The following is a 20,407-nucleotide window of genomic DNA, read 5'->3' as shown; positions in this document are numbered from 1 at the left end:
CCCCTCCCAGACGGTAGAATCCGGGCTCAATCTAGCATACCGAGTTGCCCATGCCCATTGATTTCCCCCTGCCCCTGGACGCCGAGATTGCCGCCAACGTGGATGCCGCCCTGAGCGAGGACGTGGGGCCCGGCGACCTGACCGCCGCCCTGATTCCCGCCGGCAAGCCCGGCCGGGCCCGGGTCATTTCCCGGGAGGCCGCGGTGCTGTGCGGCACCGCCTGGTTCACCGAATGCTTCCGCCAGCTGGACCCGGGCCTCTCCATCACCTGGCACGCCGCCGAGGGCGATGCCATCGCCCCGGAACAGCTGCTGTGCGAACTGGAGGGTGAGGCCCGGGTGCTGCTCACCGGGGAACGCACGGCCCTCAACTTCCTGCAGCTCCTCTCCGGGGTGGCCACCAAGACCCGCCAGTACGCCCAGGTGGTGGCCGGCACCCGGGCCCAGGTGGTGGATACCCGGAAAACCCTCCCCGGCCTGCGTCTGGCCCAGAAGTACGCGGTGCGGGTGGGCGGCGGCGGCAACCACCGGCTGGCCCTGTGGGACGCCATCCTGATCAAGGAGAACCACATCATGGCCGCCGGCAGCATCACCGCCGCCATGGCCGCCGCCTTTCAGGTGGCAGCACAGTCCGGCGGCCGCTGCCGCTTCATCCAGGTGGAAGTGGAAAACCTGGCGGAGCTGGAAGAAGCCCTGCAGGCCGGCGCCCCCATGGTCCTGCTCGACAACTTCAACCTGGAAATGCTGCGCCAGGCCGTGGCCCTGAACCAGGGCCGAGCCATCCTGGAAGCGTCCGGCGGCGTCACCATGGAAGGCCTGCGGGCCATCGCCGAAACCGGGGTGGACCGCATTTCCATCGGTACCCTGACCAAGGACGTCCAGGCCCTGGACCTGTCCATGCGCTTTTCCATCTGACCCAGCACTTCTGCTGGGCGGGCCCGAAACCAGGACCCCGGCCAGAGGCAATTAGGCCAAAAGTCATAACAACTTCCTTCCGGCCGCCTATACTGGGGGCAAGGGTCACTTCCGGCCCCGGAAGGGAGGGAAAAATGCTGTTCGGGCTGTTCTACATCCTGGCCATTGCCATCCTGGTGCTGCACTTCACCGGCTTCCTGGACCGCCACAATCTGGAGTGGCTGCTGTTCGTCCTGGCGGCAGCGGTCTTCCCGGCGGTGTTCTTCCTCTGAAGCCGCTCAGGCGGGGCGCCGCAGCACCGCGTCCACCAGGGCCGACATGCCCCGGTGGCCGGCGCCCTCCTCGATCAAACCCTCATGCTCCCGGAGCAGCAGGAATTCCCAGCCGGGAAACTCCTGTTCGAGAAGCCGGGCCGTATAGAGGTTCTCCGCCGCCCCCGGCCCTCCGGTCCGGAGCTCCAGCTGGCGCAACCCGTAGCCTTGCAGGAACAGGCAGCCCCCCGGACGCAGCAGCGTCGCCAGGCGCTGGAACAGGCGCTGCCGCTGGGCGGCCCCCATGAACTGGATGAAGATGGCCAGCACCGCATCGAAGCCCTGGTGGAACTCGGCCGGCGGCCAGTCCGAGACCAGGATGTCCTGGCAGCGGAAATCCACCTGCACGCCCCGGCCCCGGGCCAGCTTGCGGGCCTTCTCCAGGGCCACCGGGGAAATCTCCGTGGCCACCACCTCCAGGCCCTGCTGGGCCGCCCAGACGGAATTACGCCCCTCCCCGTCCGCCAGGGACAGGACCCGGCTCGCCTGCTGCAGGCGCTCCAGCTGACTGGCCAGGAAGGCGTTGGGGGCGGTGCCGTACAGGTAATCCTCGCCGGCATCCCGGTAACGGGCAGACCAGAAAGCTTCGTGGTCGGAACTGTTCATGAATGGGTCCTCCAGTGAAAAAAGCCAGGGCTGACCCTGGCTATTTAAGGAAGTGCTTATTTTACCCCATCAATCCGGAGCCCCGGCCGCGAGCCAGGGCAGGAAGCCGCGCAGGAAGCGGGTGGTGGAAGGCATGAAGCGGCTGCCGTGGTGGTAGCAGGGATCCAGGGTGGTCACCAGGATGCGGCCCGGGGTACTGACCCGGTCGTCGTAGAACACCGAACCGCCTTCCACCGTATTCACCAGGGAAGTGGCGCCCGCCGGCACTTGCAGCTGCCCGTGGCGGTGCCAGGTGAAGGCGTCCAGCCCCACGGCCTTGACCAGGGGATGTTCCGGAGCCCCCAGGCGCAGACCGCTGTCGGCGCCCGGGGTCAGCCACCACCAGAAATTGACCGGGGTGGATTCCCAGCACACCCCGGGCACCCAGTCCTGGGCCTGATTGTCGCCCATGACCACCAGGGTCTTGCCGGCGGCCAGGAAGGCTTCGAAACGAGGCCTGGCGCGCAGCAGGTATTCCGGGTCCTGGCGACTGGCCACATAGATGCAGTCGAAGGGGCTCAGGTCCGTACTGTCCAGCTCCGGCGCGTAGATGCAGGCATCGAAGCAGGGGGCAAACTGGGGATCGTTGCGGGTGGCGTGGTGATAATAGGTGCCACCATCGATGAAGGCCATGGACATCTCTCAAGCTCCTTGGTGAATGCCGGCCTTGAGCCAGCACAGCAGTTGCGGTCCGATGCGGGCGGCGCTGGTGTCGTCGTCCACGTACATCCACAGGGTGTTGCCCCCATGCATCAGGATGCGCCCCCCCTGGGGCCGCTCCCAGTACCAGTCCAGAGGCGAGCCGTCGGCCTTCAGCCGGTGCAGCACGACCGCCCCGGCGGGAGGCGGATTGGCGCCCCGACCGTAGAAACCGGCCACGCCCCGGCGGAAGCTCAGGTCCTGGACCTCCACCCCGGCGAAGACCGGGTGTTCGCCCACCCGCTCCACGATCAGGTCGTCCAGGTGGCCCCCGGGAGCCGGCACGAAGGATTCGAGCTCCGGCAGCACCGGGTACACCAGGTGGCCGTTGAACACCAGGGTGCCGCCCCGGTTGAGGAAGCGGGTCAGCCCGGCGCTATGGCTGGCCAGGGCCCGCTGATCGATGTGGGCCGGCACCAGGATGGCGTCGAAGCGGTCGAAATCCGCCTCGCCCAGCTCGCGCACATGTCTGGCGATGACGCCCTCTGCCTCGGGCAGGGCCAGGAAGGAAGGAAACTCGTGCCCGATGGCACGCAGATACAGTATGGAAGTCATGGATGACTCACCTCGTTGATGGGCGGCCTGAACACGGGAATGGCAGCCACGCCGCCCGCCACGGCTGCCAGGGGTACGCGGCAGACAGGCAGCCGGTACAGGTCGGAAAGGGCCGCCTCGTCCATCACCTGGCCGGGGCTGCCGAAAGCATGGCGCTCCCCCGCGAAGAGGAGCAGGGCCTGACTGGCGAAATCCAGAGCGTGCTGGGGGGCATGGGTACTCACCAGCACGGTGATGCCCTGGGCCGCCAGCTCGGCCAGCAAGCCCATGAGCAGGGCCTGGTTATGCCAGTCCAGAGCCGCCGTGGGCTCATCCAGGACCAGGATGTCGGCCTCTGCGGCCAGGGCCCGGGCCATCAGCACCAGCTGCCGCTCGCCGCCGGAAAGGGCGGGAAAAGGCCGGCTGGCCAGATGCCCGGCCTCCACCCGTTCCAGGGCGGCCTGGGCGGCGGCGTAATCCTTGCGGCGCGGCGCCCCCAGCAGGCCGATCCCTCCGGCCCGGCCGAGCAGCACCATTTCCAGGGCGCTCAGGGACAGGGCCGGATGCACGGACTGGGGCACATAACCAACCCGGCCCCGCTGTTCCACCTGACCGGCGGAGGGGGTCTGGGCTCCCACCAGGAGGCGCAGCAGGGTGGATTTGCCCACCCCGTTGGGGCCCAGTACGGCACAGAGCTCGCCCCGGGCCAGTTCCAGGGACAGGTCCCGGAGAATCCAGCGCTGCTCCCTGGGCAAGCGATAGCCCAGTCCCCGGGCGCCCAGGATGATTTCCTTGTGTTCCCCCATCCTAGTGCTCCAGCCCGCGCCCGATGCGACGCACCAGGAAGGCAAACAGGGGGGCCCCGAGCAGGGCCGTGAGTACCCCCAGGGGAATTTCCACCTCGGCCACGGTGCGCGACAGGGTGTCCACCAGAATCAGATAGGCGGCGCCGCCCAGCATCACATTCACCAGAAAACTGCGATGGTCGGTGCCGATGCCCATGCGCACCAGATGCGGCACCACCAGCCCGACCCAGCCCACCACGCCGCACACGGCGACGCTGGCGGCGGTGATCAGGCCCACGGCAGCCAGGGCCAGGAAGCGGGCCCGCCCCACCCGGATGCCCAGGCTGCGGGCATCCTCTTCTCCCAGGGACAGGGCCATCAGTTGGAAGCGCAGCCCGTAGAGCAGGGCCAGGCTCAGGCCGATGCAGGGAAGCGCCAGCAGCACCCGTTCCTGGTTGGCGCTGGCCAGACTGCCCATGAGCCAGAAGACGATGGCAGGCAGCTGGTTCTGGGGATCGGCCACCAGCTTCACCAGGGAGACCCCGGCGGCGAACACCCCGCTCACCACGATGCCCGCCAGTATCAGGAGTACCGTGCCGCTGGTGCGTCCGGCGGCCTGGCTGCCGGCTAGCCAGAACACGGCCAGCAGGGCCAGGAGCCCCCAGATCAGGGCCCCGGCCACCACCGGCGGACCATCGCTCAGGAGCAGCATGGCCAGCACCCCGCCAAAAGCGGCGCCGGAGGACACGCCCAGCAGCTGGGGTTCGGCCAGGGGATTGCGGAACAGGCTCTGCAGGGCGGCGCCCGCTGCCGCCAGCCCGGCCCCGATCAGGGCGGCCAGCAGCACCCGGGGCAAACGCACGGCCTCGATGACCCGGACGGCGACGGGATCGGCCCCGTTGCCGCCGCTCAGGAGGATGTCCGCCACCTGGCCCGGGGCAATGGCATAGCGCCCCAGGCTCAGGCCCGCCAGCAGGCACAGGCAGAGCAGCGCGAGCAGGCCGGCGCTGGCCCGCCAGGTTTGGGAATGGGCGCCCATCAGCGGCCCTGCCCGAGGAGTTCCCGATAGCGGGCGCTGCTGCCGTTTTCCTTCAGCCGCAGCAGCTGATCCAGGTCCACTTCGCTGAGCGGGTAGCCGTACAGCTCCCGGTAGGCCGCCACGATCCGCTGGCGCAGGCCGGGCTCGCCCTGCCCCGGATGCAGCACGCTGAAGAGCCAGTCCACGGCCAGGGGCGTTTCCTGGCTGGGGGGGTCCCAGCGGAAGCCGCCCCGGGGATAGAGATAGACCCGGCGTTCGCTCAGGGCCTTGACCCCGGTGAAGCGGCTGTCCCGGAACAGGGTTTCCGGATTCAGCCCCGGCTCGAAATTGTTGAGCAGGATCACGTCCGGGTTCCAGGCCAGGATCTGTTCCACGCCCACCTGGGCGAAGCCCGGCAGTCCGGCCGCCGGGTTGATGCCCCCGGCCCGGCGGATGTCCCCATCCATGCTGGTGCCCTTGCCCGCCACCTGCAGGGCCGAGCGGGCCCGCATCAGGTACAGCACCCGGGGCCGCCGGGCTTCGGGGATCGCAGCCCCCCGGCGTTCCAGTTCCGCCACCCGCCCTTCGAACCAGCGGGCCAGGGCCTCGCCCCGCTCCGGCTTGCCCAGGGCCTGGCCGGTGAGGCGCAGCCAGCCGGCCGCCAGCAGACTGTCGCCGTAGCGCAGGGTCAGCACCGGCAGACCCAGGTTGCGGATCGGGGCCACGATGGCATCGCCCCGGTCGCCCCACTGGATCACCAGGTCCGGCCGGGCCATCGCCAGGGCTTCCCCGTTGGGCACGAAGTTCTCCCCCGCCACCTGGGTCGGCACTTTCACCGCCGCCGGGAACATCCGCCCCAGGAGCCCCTCGTCAATGTCGCTGCGGGCCGCGGCGTTGATGCCGCTCAGGCGCCCCACCCCGCCATCCACCGCCATCACCATGGAAGCCAGGGGAATGGGAATGGCCACCAGGCGCTGGACCCGGGCCGGGAGCTGCACTTCCTTGCCGTTCTGGTCCGTAACCTGGCCGGCGGCCAGTACCGGGGCGGCACATCCCAGGGCCAGGAGTCCCAGGAAAAGGTATCGCTGCAGGGCCTTCATGTCAGAAATCCGAGCTCAGCTTGACCACGAAGTTGCGGCCCGGCTCCACCAACGGGTTGCCGATGCTGCCGTAGGGATAGGCGATGTCCTCGGCCACGGCGGGATTGCGGCCCAGACGGTCGAACAGGTTTTCCACCCCGGCCACCACCTTCCAGCCCCGCCACTGTTCGCCCAGCAGACGGTCGAGACGACTGCCGGCATAGATATCCACCATGGCATAGCTGGAACTCTTGCGCTCCTGGGTGCTGTCGATCCGGTACTTGCCCTTGTTGCCGCGCAGCACCCCTTCCCCATACCAGCTGCCCGGGTCGTAGCGCAGGGCCAGGCGGCCGCTCAGGGGGGCGATGGTGGGCAGGGGCCGGCCCGAGGACTCATCGGTCCCGTGGGTGGCGGTGAGCATGTAGTTCAGGCGCCAGCGGGGTGCGAGCACGCTCTGGCCTTCCAGCTCCAGGCCCTTGATCACGGCCTCGGCAATGTTCTGCCGCTGGCGCAGGGTGGAGGTCAGGACCACCGTGGTGATCAGGTCGCTGTACTTGCTGTAGTAGGCGGTGAGGCTGCCCCGGTGCGCATCGCTGCCCCAGCGCAGGCCCAGTTCCAGTGTCTTGTTCACCTCCGGCTCCAGGTCGGGAGACGGCAGGGTGGTGATGGTGCCCGCCGTGGAAGTGATGGTCCGGTCCATGCCGGAGGGGGCCCGGAAGCCGCGGCTCAGGTTGGCCGCCAGACTCCACACCGGGTCCAGCTTGTAGACCGCGCCCAGATTGCCGGTCAGGGCGGTTTCAGTGCTGCCAGGATGGGAACCGAAAGCGGCCCGCTGACTGGCACTTTCATTGGCCAGGGCACTGCCGATCTTGACCTTCACCCAGTCAGCCCGCAGGGCGCCGGACAGGGTCCAGGCTTCGCTGGCCTGCCATTCGTCGGCGGCGAACACCCCCACGTTGGTCTGCTCGGACTGGCGGTCGATATGTTCCCAGCTGGTCTGGGTCACGGCACCGGTACTGGTGTTGCTGCGGGTGATCTGACGGTCCCGGCCGGCGAAATCCTCATTGAAGAAATCAGCCCCGTAACTGAGCAGATGCTCCCCCAGCCCCTTCATGGCGATCAGGTGACCGCCCCAGACCGTGGGGGAGTACACCTGCAGGTGCACATCGGCAGTGACGGCCGCATTAGCCTTGCTGGTCTGGTAGATGTCGGTATCGAACTTGCGCATGTACAGGGAAGCATCCAGGCTGTCGGCCAGGGCCCCAAAATTGCGGCCCTGGTAGCCCAGGCGCAGGTAGCGCTCGGTGATGGGGGTCTCGCTCACCTTCAGCACCGGTTCCCCGGGGGCAGCGCCCAGACCGCCGGCCCGGCCCGTGTCCACCTCCTGGTAGCGCCCCGAGAGCTCCCAGCGGGATTCACTGGTGGGCCGGTAGCCCACGTTGAAATCCAGGCCCTTGCTCTCGTACTGGCTGTTCCTGGCCTCCCCCAGGGGGGTGTCGTAATCGCTGGCGGAGCGGGAATGAGCACCAACCAGCACGTCGAACCCCTGGCCGCCCCCCACCAGTTCCACCCGGCCGCCCCACATATCGTTCACGCTGGCGTACTCCAGGGAGCGCAGACGGGGGCTCAGGCTGAAGGGCTGGTCCGCATCCACCCGGGCCCGGCGGGTGACGATATTCACCACCCCGTTCATGGCATCGGCCCCGTACAGGGCGGAAGCCGGCCCCCGGATCACCTCGATCCGCTCCACCCCGTTGGGGTCGAACATGTTGAACTCCAGGGTGCTGCGCCCCCGGTAACGGTCCCCATCCACGGTGACGATGGAACGGGCATTGTTGGAATTGAAGCCGCGCATGACGATCTGCCCGCCCAGACCGCCGGAGCGGGCGAACTGGATGCCCGGCAGCTCCTCCAGCAGCTCCTGGACCCCGGTGGCCCCGGGGCGCTCGGAAACGGTTTCCCTGCTGATCACGCTCACCGAGCGGGGCGAGTTCTCCACCGCCCCGCCTGAACGGGTGGCGGTGACCACTTCCACGGCGCCGAGCTGCTTTTCCTCGAGCGGATTCCGCCCCGTTTCCTCGGCCATCAGGGGTTGTGCCACCCCCAGGGTCAGCGCCAGCAGGGCGCCTCCGGCACAGCTTGCCTTGGCAAGCACTTCTTTCTTTTCACGCTGCATTTGGGATCACCAGTTAATAATGATTATCATGTATCCATGATGTCACCCCTCCTGCAGGACCAAAATGACTTTTCTCAAGTTGCCCCTCGCCCAGACCGCCGAAATCATCCCCGTGCTGCAGCAACACCCTGTTTTGAATGACATTCCCGAAAAATCCCTGCTCCCTCTGCTGGGTAACGGGATGTTCCGCAGCCTGGAGCCCGGGGAATTCCTGTTCCGGGAGCGGGAACAGGCCCGGACCTGGTGGTTATTGCTGGAAGGGGAACTGGAGTCGCTGCGCCACGGGACAGACGGTGAGGAACGCATCTTCGGCCAGGTCTCGCCCCATGACCTGGTGGCGGAGGTGCTGATGTTCGTACCCTGCGGCGCTTTTCCGGTCAGCATCCGGGCCCGCACTCCCTGCCGGCTGTTCCAGATGCAGCGCCAGGAACTGCACCAGTTGTGCGAACGGGAGCCCCGGGTGGCCATGCGCCTGCTGGCCCGGGCCAGCCAGCGCCTGTGTCGGCGCATCGACGAGGTGGAACTGCTGGCGCGCAGCACCGGAGCCCAACGTCTGGCCACCTACCTGCTCAAGCAGGAAGAACTGCAGGGGCCCCGCATCGAACTGCGCCTGAACCAGCGGCAGCTGGCCGCCACCCTGGGGCTGCGGGCGGAAACCCTGAACCGGCTGCTGTCCGAGTGGCTGCAGCAGGGCTATGTGGGCGGCAAGCGCCGCAGTTGGGAGATCAGGAATGGGGCAGCCCTGGACAGGATAGCCCGAGGCTGCGCCTGAGGATGAAGGCGGGGGAAAGCACAGGACAGGAGCCCGACAGAACCCCGCCCGATAACCGGAACTCAGCCCCCGCGCCGAGTGGCCCGGGCTTCAGCCAGGTTGGCGGCCACGTCCGGGTAGAGTTCCTCCAGGAACAGGTCGTCCAGCCCCAGGTAGTCCAGCACGTGGCTGCCCCAGCCGTGCCATTCCGCCTCTTCCGGCACTTCCAGATAGCGGGCCACCAGGTGGTCGGCGAGGATGGACAGGGCGATCAGGGTACGCACCAGGGGCGGCTCCTCCTCGTCTTCGAGCAGGATGGGGTCGTGATGCCCCTTGATGGCCTCCACGATGATGTCGCTCAGCTGCCAGTCCGCCGCCAGGAGCGCGCCCACGGTCACATGGCTGACCCCGTGGCGTTCGTGCTCCACTTCGGGCATGGGCCGGTCCGCGTGGTTGGCCCGGGCCAGGGTTTCCTTGTAGTCGGGAAAATGCTGCATCAGGATGGGAATGCCGCAATCGTGGAACAGCCCGTAGGTGTGGGCGTCCTCCCGGGACACCGGCGCCGCGCCGCCCCCCAGCTGGGTGGCCAGGGTGGCGCAGGCCACGGCATGGAGGTTGGAACGCTCCCAGAAACGCTCCATGGAGATGCCGGCGGACAGGCTGCGTTCCAGCTCGATGCCGGCCACCATCTGGGTCACCTGCTTGAGCCCCAGGATGGTCACCGCTTGCTGCACGTTCTGGACCTTGTGGCGCAGGGCAAACACCGGAGAATTGGCCGCCCGGATCATGGCGGCCGCCAGGCTCACGTCGCCGCTGATCAGGCCCACCACCCGCTGGAAATCCACGGTCTCGGCCCGGATCTCGGTCATCAGGGCCTGCAGCACCTGGGGACAGGGCGGAATGCTCAGGCGGCCGATGATGTCGCCCAGGGCCCGGGCATCCAGGGTGGGCGGGGTGTGGGCCAGAACGGCAGTCAGCAGGGGATCAAGGGCTTTTTCGGCGTACACGGCGCGCTCCGTAAGTTCGCAGAAAGGCAAGCCGGCAGCCCGGAATCCAGGGCCATGCCCTGGGCTTGTGGCAGTCCCGCCATCCTGGGACTCCGGCACTGGAGTCCTGTAGATCGGTAACTTTGCGTCCCTGGCTTTCGCTCAGGTTTGCCTTTCTCGTTGCAGCGCACAAATTATCACCTTCGTATTACGACGGTCAAGATTTGCGCTCGTTTGTAAAATTGCCGCCGTCATAAAAAAGCGGCCCGCAGGCCGCTGCTGCCGGGCACTGCCCTGGCTCAGATACGTGCCACCATGTAGGCCTTGATGGCCGCCACGTCGGGGGCCATCACTTCCACCTGCTGGGGCAGGTTCTCGATGCCTTCCAGGGCGGCAGGCCGCTCCGGCTCCCGGCCCAGGGCTTCGCGGATGGTCTCGGCGAACTTCACCGGCAGGGCGGTTTCCAGTACCACCAGGGGCACACCGGCAGGTTGCGGATGCTCCTTGGCCACCTTCACCCCGTCGGCGGTGTGGGTGTCGATCATCACGCCGTATTGCTCATGCACGGCCTTGATGGTGGCGAGGCGGTCGGCGTGGGTGCTCTTGCCGGAAACGAAGGCGAAGCCCGGCAGCTTGTCCATGTAAGGTGTGCCGCGCAGGTCGAAGGCGCCGCCGCCGTCCACCTGCTTCCACAGATCCCGCACCACGGCCGCATCCCGGCCCACCAGGTCGAAGACGAAACGTTCGAAGTTGGAGGCTTTGGAAATGTCCATGGAGGGACTGGAGGTGACGCTGGTTTCCGCCGTGCTGCGGGGACGGTACACGCCGGTCTTGAAGAACTCGTCGAGCACGTCGTTTTCGTTGGTGGCCAGCACCAGCTGGGCGATGGGCAGCCCCATCTGGCGGGCGATGTGGCCGGCGCAGATGTTGCCGAAGTTGCCGGAAGGCACGCAGAAGGAAACCTGCTGGTCATTGCTCCCGGTGGCGGCGAAGTAACCCTTGAAGTAGTAGACGATCTGGGCCAGCACCCGGGCCCAGTTGATGGAATTGACGGCGCCGATCTTGTACTTGGCCTTGAATTCGGCATCGTTGGAGACAGCCTTCACCACGTCCTGGGCGTCATCGAACATGCCGGTGACGGCGATGTTGTAGATGTTGGCATCCTGGAGGGAATACATCTGGGCGCGCTGGAAGGCGCTCATCTTGCCGTGCGGCGAGAGCATGAACACCTTGACGTTGTGCTTGCCGCGCATGGCGTACTCGGCGGCGGAGCCGGTGTCGCCGGAGGTGGCGCCGAGGATGTTGATGGTCTCGCCGCGCTTCTCCAGCACGTACTCGAACAGGTTGCCCAGGAGCTGCATGGCCATGTCCTTGAAGGCCAGGGTGGGGCCGTTGGAGAGCTCCTGCAGGGCCAGCTTGTCCTTCTCCAGCCAGTGGATAGGGGTGATGTCAGCCGGATTGTCGCCAGGCCGGGCGAAGCAGTAGGTCTCGGCGGTGTAGGTCTTGTCCAGCAGGACCTTCAGGTCGGCGGCGGGGATGTCATCCACGTACTTGGAGAGGATGGCAAAAGCCAGGTCCGCGTAGGAGAGCTGGCGCCAGGCATCCAGCTCGGCCCGGCTCACCTGGGGATAGGTCTCGGGCAGGTAGAGGCCGCCGTCCGGCGCCAGGCCGCCCAGCAGGATGTCGCAGAAGGGAAGTGCGGGGGACTGGCCCCGGGTGGAGATGTAGCGCATGGCGGCAGACCGGAAAACGGAAAAGCCGCGATTCTAACCCGCTCCGGCCTCCTCGGGCAGGGATTGCCGCCAGCCTCGGCCCAGGGCCAGGAGGAAATGCCCCAGCCCCAGGGCCGCAAGCCCCAGGGCCGGGAGTTCCTGCCCGGCCAGGGCCCCCAGGGCCGCCATCAGGAACAGCGCCCCCCGCCCGGCCCCGCCGGTCGCCAGACGGGCCCGCAAGGCCGTGCGCCGGGGCGTGACCGGCCCTGGGCAGGCCCACACGGGCAACAGCTGGCTCAGGGCCCCCAGCACCAGGGGCAGCAGGAAACCCAGGCCGAAGGCCAGGATGGTGGCCCGGGGCTGGAGCAGCTGAAAACCGTGCAGCAGCCCCGCCAGGGCCAGCAGCATGAAACCCAGCAGCGCCGCCACCAGGCTGGCGGCGGCCCCATCCCGGAACAGCAGGCCCGGGCCGAACAGGCGCCACCAGCGCACCAGCAGACGCAGCACCGGGTACAGCAGCAGGGCCAGCCCCCCCGCCGCCAGCAGGGGCCCCATCAGCTGCAGCCCGCCCAGCACCGCCAGGGCCGTACCGGTGACCAGCATGGCGACGCTGCCCAGGGTGGACCACAGGTAGCGGCGCAACCAGTGCACGGCTTCAGGATCGGGGCGCCCCAGGGCCGTGGGCAGCAGCAGGGGCAGGGTCCCCAGGGCGGCCAGGGCAACGAAGCCCAGGGTGTTCAGGTGCAGGTGCAGGCTGCGCAGGGGCCAGTAGGCGGCCGGCAGGGAGACCAGGGGCGGCACGGCCAGGAGGGCCAGGCTCAGGCAGGCCAGGGAGGCCCCGTACCAGCGCCAGCCCGGATGGGGCGCCCCCAGGCAGGCCCGGGCCCGGCCCCGCATCCAGACGATCAGGGCCAGGGCGGCCAGGGCCAGCACCAGGGCCAGGGGATGCAGCAGCCAGCGGGGCCCCAGTCCCCCCAGCACCAGGGCGACCCCCAGCCCGCCCGCCTGGACCAGCCAGGGCAAGGCCCGGAAGAAGGAATGGGGGGAGCCGGTGCGGGTCAGCACCGGCACGAAATGCAGCATGGCCGCGCAGATGAGCGGCATGATGCCCGCCGCCACCAGCAGGTGAAAGGCCGCCACCGGCGGCAGCCAGCCGCTGGCCCCCGCGATCAGGGCCAGGGCAAAAGCAGCCAGCACGGCAAAAACAAGGGATGTCACGACGGCCCACCAGGAAACAAAATGCGAAAAAACAGTGCGGAAACAAAACGGGAGCCCGGAGGCTCCCGCAGTCTATGGCATGAACGCCATCGGGTTTATCCTTAAAACCTCAGTTAAACCACAGAGGCACGGCCAGAGTCACTTTCTAGGTGAGCGAGAAGCATAGTGCAAGCCATTGTTTTTTTGAACTTCTCTGTGCCTCTGTGTCTCTGTGGTGAGGTTTTTAGGTTTACTGCAGCTCTTCCAGGCGCAGCTTGGTGACCTTGCCCTGCACGGCGGCCAGGGATTCCACCTTGGCGATGGCGGCGTCGGCACCCTTTTCCTTGCACTTGTGGGTGAGGATGATGATGTCGGTCTGGGCCTCGCCCTCTTCCGGCTCCCGCTGCAGCATGGCGTCGATGGAGATGGCCTGGTCGGCCAGGATGCGGGTCACGTCGGCCAGCACCCCGGGCTTGTCCTCCACCCGCAGGCGCAGGTAGTAGGCGGTTTCGGCCTCGGCGATCGGCAGGATGGGCAGGTCGTGCAGCTGGTCGGGCTGGAAGGCCAGGTGGGGCACCCGGTTGTCCGGGTCGGCGGTGGCGGTGCGGGCCACGTCCACCAGGTCGGCGATCACGGCGGAAGCGGTGGGCTCGGCCCCGGCGCCCTTGCCGTAGTAGAGGGTGGCGCCCACGGCGTCGCCCTTGACCAGCACGGCGTTCATGGCGCCTTCCACGTTGGCGAGCAGGCGCTTGGCCGGCACCAGGGTGGGATGCACGCGCAGTTCCACGCCATCCTCACGGCGCCGGGCGATACCCAGGAGCTTGATGCGGTAACCCAGCTGCTCGGCGTACTTGATGTCGGCGGCTTCCAGCTTGGTGATGCCTTCCACGTAGGCCTTGTCGAACTGGACCGGTATGCCGAAGGCGATGGAGGCGATCAGGGTGGCCTTGTGGGCCGCGTCCACGCCTTCGATGTCGAAGGTGGGATCGGCTTCGGCATAGCCCAGGCGCTGGGCTTCCTTCAGGACGTCGGCGAAGGGCAGGCCCTTGTCGCGCATCTCGGAGAGGATGAAGTTGGTGGTGCCGTTGATGATGCCGGCCACCCATTCGATGCGGTTGGCGGCCAGGCCTTCACGCAGGGCCTTGATGATGGGGATGCCCCCGGCCACGGCGGCCTCGAAGGCCACCATCACACCCTTGGCCTGGGCGGCAGCAAAGATTTCATTGCCATGCACGGCCAGCAGGGCCTTGTTGGCGGTGACCACGTGCTTGCCGTTGGCGATGGCCTGCATGACCAGTTCCTTGGCGACGCCGTAGCCGCCGATCAGCTCCACCACCACATCCACTTCCGGGTCATTCACCACGGCGAAGGCGTCGTCGGTGATCCTGCAGGCGCCGCCAGTGACCTGCCTGGCCAGTTCCTGGTTCTTGTCGGCCACCACGGAAATCTGGATGGGCCGGCCCGCCCGGCGGGTGATTTCGGCTGCGTTGCGGGAGAGAACGGTAAAGGTGCCGCCACCGACGGTACCGATGCCCAGGAGGCCAACATTGATGGGTTTCATATGGTTCGATTCACTATGGGTTAAGTGGGGTGTAGCGGCAGAGACTTCCGGTTAGGAAGCACTGCCATGGCGTTTGCGGTAGCCTTCCAGGAACCGGGCGATGCGGCCGATGGCGTCGCGCAGGTCGTCCTCGTGGGGCAGGAACACCAGGCGGAAGTGGTCCGGCTGGGGCCAGTTGAAGCCCGTGCCCTGGACCAGCAGCACCCGCTCGGCCACCAGCAGCTCCTGGATGAAGGCCTGGTCATCCTCGATGGGATACATCTTGGGGTCCAGGCGGGGGAACATGTACAGGGTGGCCTTGGGCTTGACGCAGCTCACCCCGGGAATGGCGGTGATCAGCTCGTGGGCCAGGTCCCGCTGGCGGCACATGCGGCCGGTGGGGGCCACCAGGTCGTCGATGCTCTGATAGCCGCCCAGGGCGGTCTGGATCGCGTACTGGCCGGGCACGTTGGCGCACAGGCGCATGGAGGCCAGCATGTTCAGGCCCTCGATGTAATCCTGGGCGTGGCGCTTGTCGCCGCACACCACCATCCAGCCGGCCCGGTAGCCGCAGGAGCGGTAATTCTTGGAGAGGCCGTTGAACACCAGGGTCAGCACGTCCTCGGAGAGGGAGGCCAGGGAGGTGTGGGTGTTGCCGTCGTACAGCACCTTGTCGTACACCTCGTCGGCGCAGAGGATCAAGTTGTGCTGCCGGGCGATTTCCACCAGTTCCTTCAACAGCTCGTCCGGATACAGGGCGCCGGTGGGGTTGTTGGGATTGATGATCACCAGGGCCCGGGTGTTGGGGGTGATCTTGCTGCGGATGTCATCCAGGTCCGGCAGCCAGCCGTTCGCCTCGTCGCACAGGTAGTGCACCGGCGTACCGCTGGAAAGGCTGACGGCGGCAGTCCACAGGGGATAGTCGGGCGCCGGCACCAGCACCTCGTCGCCGGGATTCAGGAGGGCGTTCATGGACATCACGATCAGCTCGGACACCCCGTTGCCCACGTAGATGTCCTCGATGCCCACCCCCTTGATGTGCTTCTCCTGGGTGTAGTGCATGATCGCCTTCCTGGCCGCGAAGATGCCCTTGGAATCCGAATAGCCGGCCGAGTTGGGCAGGTTGCGGATCATGTCCAGCTGGATCTCCTCGGGCGCGTCGAAGCCGAAGGCTGCCAGGTTGCCGATGTTGAGCTTGATGATCTTGTGGCCTTCATCTTCCATCTGCTTGGCCCGGGTCAGCACGGGACCGCGGATGTCGTAGCAGACGTCGGCAAGCTTGTTGGACTTCAATACGGGCTTCATGGCTTCGTTCCTGGCAGGAGCCGCCGCACCCGCCCCTTGGGGCTTGCGGGTCCGGCTCGCTTTTTTGTGAGCATTCACAAGGGATCACTTTCCCGGTGTCTGGATTCCCGGCGGGGGTCCAGGGGGACCGGCGAAAAAGTTATAATCCTACTTTAAGCCATGGTGCACCGCAATTTTGACGGCCACCCCGATGCCCGGTCCCACATGAAACTCCACGTCGACAACAATCCCAGCCTCAAGCTCTTCACCAGCCACGGGGACGGCTATGTGGCCGTCAACCTGGAGCGCTACACCACCCACCTGCTGGTCCTGCCGGACCGGGTGGAGCCCGACTGGACCCGGCACGACTTCGCCGCCCTGGAACAGCAGGACTTCGCCCACCTGGCCGCCTGCGGTGCCGAAATCGTGCTGCTGGGCACCGGCCCCCGGCTACGTTTCCCCCATCCGGCCCTGCAGCAGCCCCTGATGGCCGCCGGCATCGGCCTGGAAGTGATGGACACGGCGGCCGCCTGCCGCACCTACAACATCCTGGCCAGCGAAGGCCGCAAGGTCGCCGCCGCCCTCCTCATCGACACCCCATGACCCAGAAGATCGCCCTGCGCATCCACGTGGGGACCCTGGCGGGCGCCCGCCACGGGGTTCCCCTGCTCGTCGAACGGCTGCAGGCCCACCTGGCCGGCGCCACCTTCCTGCTCTGCCTGGGGCCCGACCAGTCCGGCCGGGCCTTTGGCCAGGCCATGCGCCTGCGCCGCCACTGCGGCTGGAAAACCCCCCTGCGGGGCACCCTGATCCCGGCCGGGGAAATCGCCCCCAAGGCCGCCGACAGCCTGCGCCTGATCGAGGCCGCCGGCTTCGAGGCCGGCATTTCCGCCTGGAACCGGGTCGCCTGGGAAAAACAGGCGGCCAGCGCCGACAACGACTGGATCGCCAACGACCTGAAGCAGGCCATGGACGCCTTCGAGAGGCTCTACGGCCATCCCCCGCAAGTCTTCGGTGCCCCGGACTGGCAGGCCAGCCGGCACCAGCTGCGCCTGCTGCAGCGCCTGGGCTTTGCCTGCGCCTCGGACTGCCGCGGCAGCCACCCCTTCCTGCCCGTCTGGCAGGGAGAGCTGCTGCCCTGCCCCCAGTTGCCCACCACCCTGCCCACCCTGGAAGAGCTGATGCACGGCGGCCGCCAGGAGGAAGAGGCGGTGCAGCGGCTGCTGGAACTCACGGAAAACCTCCAGGCGCCCCAGGTCTTCAGCCTGCGCGCCGAACACGAGGGCCTGGGCCACCTGGGCGCCCTGGAACAGCTGTGGCAGGGCTGGCAGGACCAGGGCCACCTGCTCACCAGCCTGGGGGACCTGGCCGCCGACCTGGAGCCCAAGACCCTGCCCTACGCCGAAATCCGGCCCGGCGACATTCCCAACCGGAACGGCAGCCTGTTCCTCCAGGGCCGGGATCACCTGGCCTGAACAACCCTTGACCGGGGGCCGGCCCCCCGTGACAATCCCCTTACCCCAACCGTAAGGAGATCGTCATGTCCGACCCCCAGGTCGCAGACTTCACCCTGCCGGCCACCAGCGGCCAGTCCTTCACCCTCTCGGCCCAGCGGGGCAAGACCGTGGTGCTCTATTTCTATCCCAAGGACAGCACCCCGGGCTGCACCACCGAAGCCCAGCAGTTCCGCGACCTGTACCCGGAATTCCTGGCCGCCGGGGCTCTGGTGCTGGGCGTCTCCCGGGACAGCCTCAAATCCCACGAAAATTTCAAGCTGAAGCAGGAACTCCCCTTCGAACTGCTCTGTGACAAGGAGGAAACACTTTGCCAACAGTTCGAAGTCATCAAGATGAAGAAAATGTACGGTAAAGAGGTAAGGGGCATCGAGCGCAGCACCTTCGTGATCGACGAGAAGGGCGTGCTGCGCAAGGAATGGCGGGGGGTCAAGGTCCCCGGCCACGCCCAGGAAGTGCTTGATTTCGTCAAATCCCTCTAATTTTTCCGAGACTCCCGCTCATGGCCAGAAAAACCAGCAAGAAAGCCGAAGCCACCAAGATTTTCGTTCTCGACACCAACGTGCTGATGCACGACCCCACCAGCCTGTTCCGTTTCGAAGAGCACGACATCTTCCTCCCCATCATGACGCTGGAGGAACTGGACAACCACAAGAAGGGCATGTCCGAAATCGCCCGCAACGCCCGCCAGGTCTCCCGCACCCTGGACGAGATGCTGGCCCTGGCAGAGGACATCGAGGAAGGCATTCCCCTGGACGAGCCCAGCAAGGGCCTGGCCTCGGGCCGGCTGCTGCTGCAGACCGAAGCGATCAGCTCCGAGCTGCCCCCGGCCCTGCCCACCTCCAAGGTGGACAACCAGATCCTGGCCGTCGTCATCCACCTGCAGCGCCGCTACCCGAAGCGCTCGGTGATCCTGGTGTCGAAGGACATCAACATGCGCATCAAGGCCCGCTCCCTGGGCCTGCCGGCGGAGGATTACTTCAACGACAAGGTGCTGGAAGACACGGACCTGCTCTATGCGGGCAGCCGGGCCCTGCCCGCCGACTTCTGGGACAAGCACGGCCAGGGCATGGAATCCTGGAAGAAGGACGGCAAGACCTACTACCGGGTCAGCGGCCCCCTCTGCCCGGACCTGCTCCTGAACGAGTTCGTGTACCTGGAGGGTGAGCCGGAATTCACCGCCCTGGTCAAGGAGGCCGCCGGCAAGAAGGCGGTGCTGGAAACCCTGGTGGATTACTCCCATCCCAAGCACGCGGTATGGGGCATCAACGCCAGGAACCGGGAGCAGAACTTCGCCCTGAACCTGCTCATGGACCCGGAAATCGACTTCGTCACCCTGCTGGGCCAGGCCGGTACCGGCAAGACCCTGCTGACCCTGGCCGCCGGCCTGACCCAGGTGCTGGAAACCAAGCGCTATGCGGAAATCATCATGACCCGGGTGACCGTCCCGGTGGGGGAGGACATCGGCTTCCTGCCCGGCACCGAGGAGGAAAAGATGGCCCCCTGGATGGGCGCCCTGGAGGACAACCTGGAAGTGCTGACCCACTCGGAGGAAGGGGGCGGCGCCTTTTCCGGCGAATGGAGCAAGGCCGCCACCACGGACCTGATCCGTTCCCGCATCAAGGTGAAGTCCCTGAACTTCATGCGCGGCCGCACCTTCCTGAGCAAGTTCCTGATCATCGACGAGGCCCAGAACCTGACGCCGAAGCAGATGAAGACCCTCATCACCCGGGCCGGCCCGGGCACCAAGGTGGTCTGCCTGGGCAACATCGCCCAGATCGACACCCCCTACCTGACCGAGGGCTCTTCCGGCCTCACCTACGTGGTGGACCGCTTCAAGGGCTGGACCCACTCGGGCCACATCACCCTGCAACGGGGCGAGCGCTCCCGCCTGGCTGACCACGCGGCGGAAGTCCTGTGACACGGGTATAATCCCGCGACCTCACCGACCGCGCCCCTGGCGCGGTTTGTCTTTCAGCTCAATCCGCACGGAGGCCCCCTCTTGAAACGTCGCGCCTTTCTCGCCGCCGCCAGCCTGCTGCCCCTGTTCGTATCCCCCGAAGCCCTGGCTGCCAAAAAGAAGAACTCCGAGAAGAACACTTCCAAGAAATCCGCCAAGTCCTCCAGCAAGAAAAGCAGCAAGAAATCCTCATCCTCCCGCAAAGAGACACCGCCCAGCCGCCCCCAGGCCCAGCCCCAGACCACGGCGGAAAACTCGGTCCTGGACAGCGCCCATCCGGGCTCATCCGCCACCCGGCTGCCGCCGGTCAAGGCCCCCGAACCCCCGGCCCTGTGGCGCACCTTCGAGGTGGCCACCACGGTACAGCTGCAGCCCTCCCGGGGCCGCCAGCGTCTGTGGCTGCCCCTGCCCCTGAACCAGGACACCCTGTACCAGCGCAACCTGGGCCACACCTGGCAGGGCAATTTCGAGCTGGGCAGCCTGCGCCGCCTGCCGGACGGGGACCTGGAGGCCTTCTACTGCGAGTGGAAGGAAGGGGTGACGCCGCGGCTCGAACTGCTCACCACGGTCACCACCGCCGACCGGCACTTCGACGTCTCCCGCCGCACCCTGCCGCCGGAGCGGGAAGACATCCTGCGCCGCAACCTGCAGGCTTCCCGGCTGCTGCCCAATGATGGCGAGGCCCACAAGCTGGCCCAGCGCATCATCGGCCGCATCCTGGACCCGGTGGCCCAGGCCCGGGCCATTTTCGACTGGGTGGTGGAAAACACCGAGTACGACCCCGGCCTGCCCGGCTGCGGCAATGGGGATGTGCGCCGGCAGATCGAACAGCACCGGTTCGGGGGCCGCTCCGCCGACATCAACGGCCTGTTCGTCTCCCTCTGCCGGGCCATCGGCATCCCTGCCCGGCGGGTGTTCGGCCAGCGCATCGAGCAATCCCGCATCGCCTCCAGCCTGGGCATCCGCGGCGACGCCACCCATGCCGCCCACTGCCGGGCCGAATTCTACGTGCCCGGCTACAGCTGGATTCCCGTGGACCCCAGCGACGTGCGCCGCACCATCGCCATGGAAGGCCTGGACCTGCGCGACAGCAAGCTGACAGCCATGCGCAAGATCCTGTTCGGGGTCTGGGAAATGAACTGGATGGCCTATAACGTGGCCGAGGACCTGACCCTGCCCAACGGTCCTGCCCTGCCCTTCTTCACCCTGCCCCGCCTGGAACGCCTGGAGGGCGCCCTGGACGGCCTCGATCCGGGCAGCTTCGTCTACAGCATCCGGAGCCGCCAGCAGCTGGGCTGACCC

General features: G+C 67.1%; 20 protein-coding genes and 1 riboswitch. Of the genes, 8 read left to right on the top strand and 12 right to left on the bottom strand.

What is annotated here, in order from left to right; translation table 11 throughout:
- Positions 1 to 50: 50 nt before the first annotated feature.
- Together nadC and G474_RS23735 are read left to right on the top strand one after the other, a co-directional pair.
- On the top strand, positions 51 to 914 hold the full coding sequence (gene nadC, locus G474_RS0102540; RefSeq protein ID WP_043462985.1) for a carboxylating nicotinate-nucleotide diphosphorylase: 864 nt from the start codon (positions 51 to 53) through the stop codon (positions 912 to 914).
- Between the two features lie 134 nt (positions 915 to 1,048).
- Positions 1,049 to 1,186, top strand: a complete 138-nt coding sequence (locus G474_RS23735) for a hypothetical protein (protein ID WP_169729483.1) — start codon at positions 1,049 to 1,051, stop codon at positions 1,184 to 1,186.
- A gap of 6 nt (positions 1,187 to 1,192) precedes the next feature.
- On the opposite strand, the gene G474_RS0102530 is transcribed toward G474_RS23735, so the two are convergent.
- From G474_RS0102530 to G474_RS19185, 7 genes are all read right to left on the bottom strand, one after another.
- Entirely contained in the window at positions 1,193 to 1,831 is a 639-nt protein-coding gene (locus G474_RS0102530; RefSeq protein ID WP_026685608.1) for an SAM-dependent methyltransferase, read from the bottom strand.
- A gap of 69 nt (positions 1,832 to 1,900) precedes the next feature.
- On the bottom strand, positions 1,901 to 2,509 hold the full coding sequence (locus G474_RS0102525; protein ID WP_026685607.1) for a hypothetical protein: 609 nt from the start codon (positions 2,507 to 2,509) through the stop codon (positions 1,901 to 1,903).
- A 3-nt stretch (positions 2,510 to 2,512) separates the two neighbouring features.
- The gene (locus tag G474_RS0102520; RefSeq protein ID WP_026685606.1) at positions 2,513 to 3,124 is read right to left on the bottom strand and encodes a hypothetical protein; all 612 of its coding nucleotides are present in this window, start codon (positions 3,122 to 3,124) and stop codon (positions 2,513 to 2,515) included.
- Positions 3,121 to 3,909, bottom strand: coding sequence for an ABC transporter ATP-binding protein (locus G474_RS19195; protein WP_051281716.1), 789 nt, complete (start codon positions 3,907 to 3,909; stop codon positions 3,121 to 3,123). Before G474_RS19195 ends, G474_RS0102520 begins: the two co-directional genes overlap by 4 nt.
- 1 nt (position 3,910) lies before the next feature.
- Positions 3,911 to 4,927, bottom strand: coding sequence for a FecCD family ABC transporter permease (locus G474_RS19190; RefSeq protein ID WP_051281713.1), 1,017 nt, complete (start codon positions 4,925 to 4,927; stop codon positions 3,911 to 3,913).
- A complete protein-coding gene (locus G474_RS0102505) occupies positions 4,927 to 6,006 on the bottom strand; it encodes an ABC transporter substrate-binding protein (RefSeq protein ID WP_026685605.1) in 1,080 nt (359 codons plus the stop codon). Before G474_RS0102505 ends, G474_RS19190 begins: the two co-directional genes overlap by 1 nt.
- A 1-nt stretch (position 6,007) precedes the next feature.
- A complete protein-coding gene (locus tag G474_RS19185; RefSeq protein ID WP_051281711.1) occupies positions 6,008 to 8,161 on the bottom strand; it encodes a TonB-dependent receptor in 2,154 nt (717 codons plus the stop codon).
- 64 nt (positions 8,162 to 8,225) lie between these two features.
- Between G474_RS19185 and G474_RS0102495 the strand changes: the two genes are divergently transcribed.
- A complete protein-coding gene (locus G474_RS0102495; RefSeq protein ID WP_026685604.1) occupies positions 8,226 to 8,933 on the top strand; it encodes a Crp/Fnr family transcriptional regulator in 708 nt (235 codons plus the stop codon).
- Between the two features lie 62 nt (positions 8,934 to 8,995).
- Here G474_RS0102495 and G474_RS0102490 read toward each other — a convergent pair whose 3' ends face one another.
- The 5 genes from G474_RS0102490 to G474_RS0102470 all read right to left on the bottom strand — a co-directional run bounded on the left by G474_RS0102490 (position 8,996) and on the right by G474_RS0102470 (position 15,652).
- Complete coding sequence (locus tag G474_RS0102490) at positions 8,996 to 9,919, bottom strand: HDOD domain-containing protein (protein WP_026685603.1); 924 nt, start codon at positions 9,917 to 9,919, stop codon at positions 8,996 to 8,998.
- Between the two features lie 66 nt (positions 9,920 to 9,985).
- Positions 9,986 to 10,081: riboswitch (cyclic di-GMP riboswitch) on the bottom strand.
- A gap of 116 nt (positions 10,082 to 10,197) precedes the next feature.
- Positions 10,198 to 11,631 (bottom strand): threonine synthase, encoded by a 1,434-nt coding sequence (gene thrC, locus G474_RS0102485; protein ID WP_026685602.1) that lies wholly within the window; start codon positions 11,629 to 11,631, stop codon positions 10,198 to 10,200.
- A 33-nt stretch (positions 11,632 to 11,664) separates the two neighbouring features.
- Complete coding sequence (locus tag G474_RS19180; RefSeq protein WP_156919117.1) at positions 11,665 to 12,828, bottom strand: hypothetical protein; 1,164 nt, start codon at positions 12,826 to 12,828, stop codon at positions 11,665 to 11,667.
- A 229-nt stretch (positions 12,829 to 13,057) separates the two neighbouring features.
- Positions 13,058 to 14,368, bottom strand: coding sequence for a homoserine dehydrogenase (locus G474_RS0102475; RefSeq protein ID WP_026685601.1), 1,311 nt, complete (start codon positions 14,366 to 14,368; stop codon positions 13,058 to 13,060).
- Positions 14,369 to 14,419: 51 nt separating this feature from the next.
- The gene (locus G474_RS0102470; protein WP_026685600.1) at positions 14,420 to 15,652 is read right to left on the bottom strand and encodes a pyridoxal phosphate-dependent aminotransferase; all 1,233 of its coding nucleotides are present in this window, start codon (positions 15,650 to 15,652) and stop codon (positions 14,420 to 14,422) included.
- 204 nt (positions 15,653 to 15,856) lie between these two features.
- On the opposite strand from G474_RS0102470, the gene G474_RS0102465 reads away from it, so the two are divergent.
- From G474_RS0102465 to G474_RS0102445, 5 genes are all read left to right on the top strand, one after another.
- Positions 15,857 to 16,234 (top strand): Mth938-like domain-containing protein, encoded by a 378-nt coding sequence (locus G474_RS0102465; RefSeq protein ID WP_026685599.1) that lies wholly within the window; start codon positions 15,857 to 15,859, stop codon positions 16,232 to 16,234.
- Positions 16,231 to 17,106, top strand: a complete 876-nt coding sequence (locus tag G474_RS0102460) for a polysaccharide deacetylase family protein (RefSeq protein ID WP_026685598.1) — start codon at positions 16,231 to 16,233, stop codon at positions 17,104 to 17,106. The genes G474_RS0102465 and G474_RS0102460 overlap by 4 nt, the downstream gene beginning before the upstream one ends.
- A gap of 65 nt (positions 17,107 to 17,171) precedes the next feature.
- Positions 17,172 to 17,627, top strand: a complete 456-nt coding sequence (locus G474_RS0102455; RefSeq protein ID WP_026685597.1) for a peroxiredoxin — start codon at positions 17,172 to 17,174, stop codon at positions 17,625 to 17,627.
- A 20-nt stretch (positions 17,628 to 17,647) separates the two neighbouring features.
- Positions 17,648 to 19,066: a PhoH family protein gene (locus G474_RS0102450; protein WP_026685596.1), complete on the top strand. Its 1,419-nt coding sequence runs from the start codon at positions 17,648 to 17,650 to the stop codon at positions 19,064 to 19,066.
- A gap of 81 nt (positions 19,067 to 19,147) precedes the next feature.
- Entirely contained in the window at positions 19,148 to 20,404 is a 1,257-nt protein-coding gene (locus G474_RS0102445; RefSeq protein ID WP_051281707.1) for a transglutaminase-like domain-containing protein, read from the top strand.
- The last annotated feature ends 3 nt before the right edge of the window (positions 20,405 to 20,407 follow it).

Source organism: Azovibrio restrictus DSM 23866 (genome assembly GCF_000429665.1).
Classification (GTDB): domain Bacteria; phylum Pseudomonadota; class Gammaproteobacteria; order Burkholderiales; family Rhodocyclaceae; genus Azovibrio; species Azovibrio restrictus.
The sequence above is the reverse complement of the archived record's forward strand: the minus strand, read 5'-3'. Positions and strand labels throughout refer to the sequence as shown.

Coding starts and splice junctions, on each gene's coding strand:
- nadC (WP_043462985.1), top strand. CDS start 51: ATGCCCATTGATTTCCCCCTGCCCCTGGACGCCGAGATTGCCGCCAAC.
- G474_RS23735 (WP_169729483.1), top strand. CDS start 1,049: ATGCTGTTCGGGCTGTTCTACATCCTGGCCATTGCCATCCTGGTGCTG.
- G474_RS0102530 (WP_026685608.1), bottom strand. CDS start 1,831: ATGAACAGTTCCGACCACGAAGCTTTCTGGTCTGCCCGTTACCGGGAT.
- G474_RS0102525 (WP_026685607.1), bottom strand. CDS start 2,509: ATGTCCATGGCCTTCATCGATGGTGGCACCTATTATCACCACGCCACC.
- G474_RS0102520 (WP_026685606.1), bottom strand. CDS start 3,124: ATGACTTCCATACTGTATCTGCGTGCCATCGGGCACGAGTTTCCTTCC.
- G474_RS19195 (WP_051281716.1), bottom strand. CDS start 3,909: ATGGGGGAACACAAGGAAATCATCCTGGGCGCCCGGGGACTGGGCTAT.
- G474_RS19190 (WP_051281713.1), bottom strand. CDS start 4,927: ATGGGCGCCCATTCCCAAACCTGGCGGGCCAGCGCCGGCCTGCTCGCG.
- G474_RS0102505 (WP_026685605.1), bottom strand. CDS start 6,006: ATGAAGGCCCTGCAGCGATACCTTTTCCTGGGACTCCTGGCCCTGGGA.
- G474_RS19185 (WP_051281711.1), bottom strand. CDS start 8,161: ATGCAGCGTGAAAAGAAAGAAGTGCTTGCCAAGGCAAGCTGTGCCGGA.
- G474_RS0102495 (WP_026685604.1), top strand. CDS start 8,226: ATGACTTTTCTCAAGTTGCCCCTCGCCCAGACCGCCGAAATCATCCCC.
- thrC (WP_026685602.1), bottom strand. CDS start 11,631: ATGCGCTACATCTCCACCCGGGGCCAGTCCCCCGCACTTCCCTTCTGC.
- G474_RS0102475 (WP_026685601.1), bottom strand. CDS start 14,368: ATGAAACCCATCAATGTTGGCCTCCTGGGCATCGGTACCGTCGGTGGC.
- G474_RS0102470 (WP_026685600.1), bottom strand. CDS start 15,652: ATGAAGCCCGTATTGAAGTCCAACAAGCTTGCCGACGTCTGCTACGAC.
- G474_RS0102465 (WP_026685599.1), top strand. CDS start 15,857: ATGAAACTCCACGTCGACAACAATCCCAGCCTCAAGCTCTTCACCAGC.
- G474_RS0102460 (WP_026685598.1), top strand. CDS start 16,231: ATGACCCAGAAGATCGCCCTGCGCATCCACGTGGGGACCCTGGCGGGC.
- G474_RS0102455 (WP_026685597.1), top strand. CDS start 17,172: ATGTCCGACCCCCAGGTCGCAGACTTCACCCTGCCGGCCACCAGCGGC.
- G474_RS0102450 (WP_026685596.1), top strand. CDS start 17,648: ATGGCCAGAAAAACCAGCAAGAAAGCCGAAGCCACCAAGATTTTCGTT.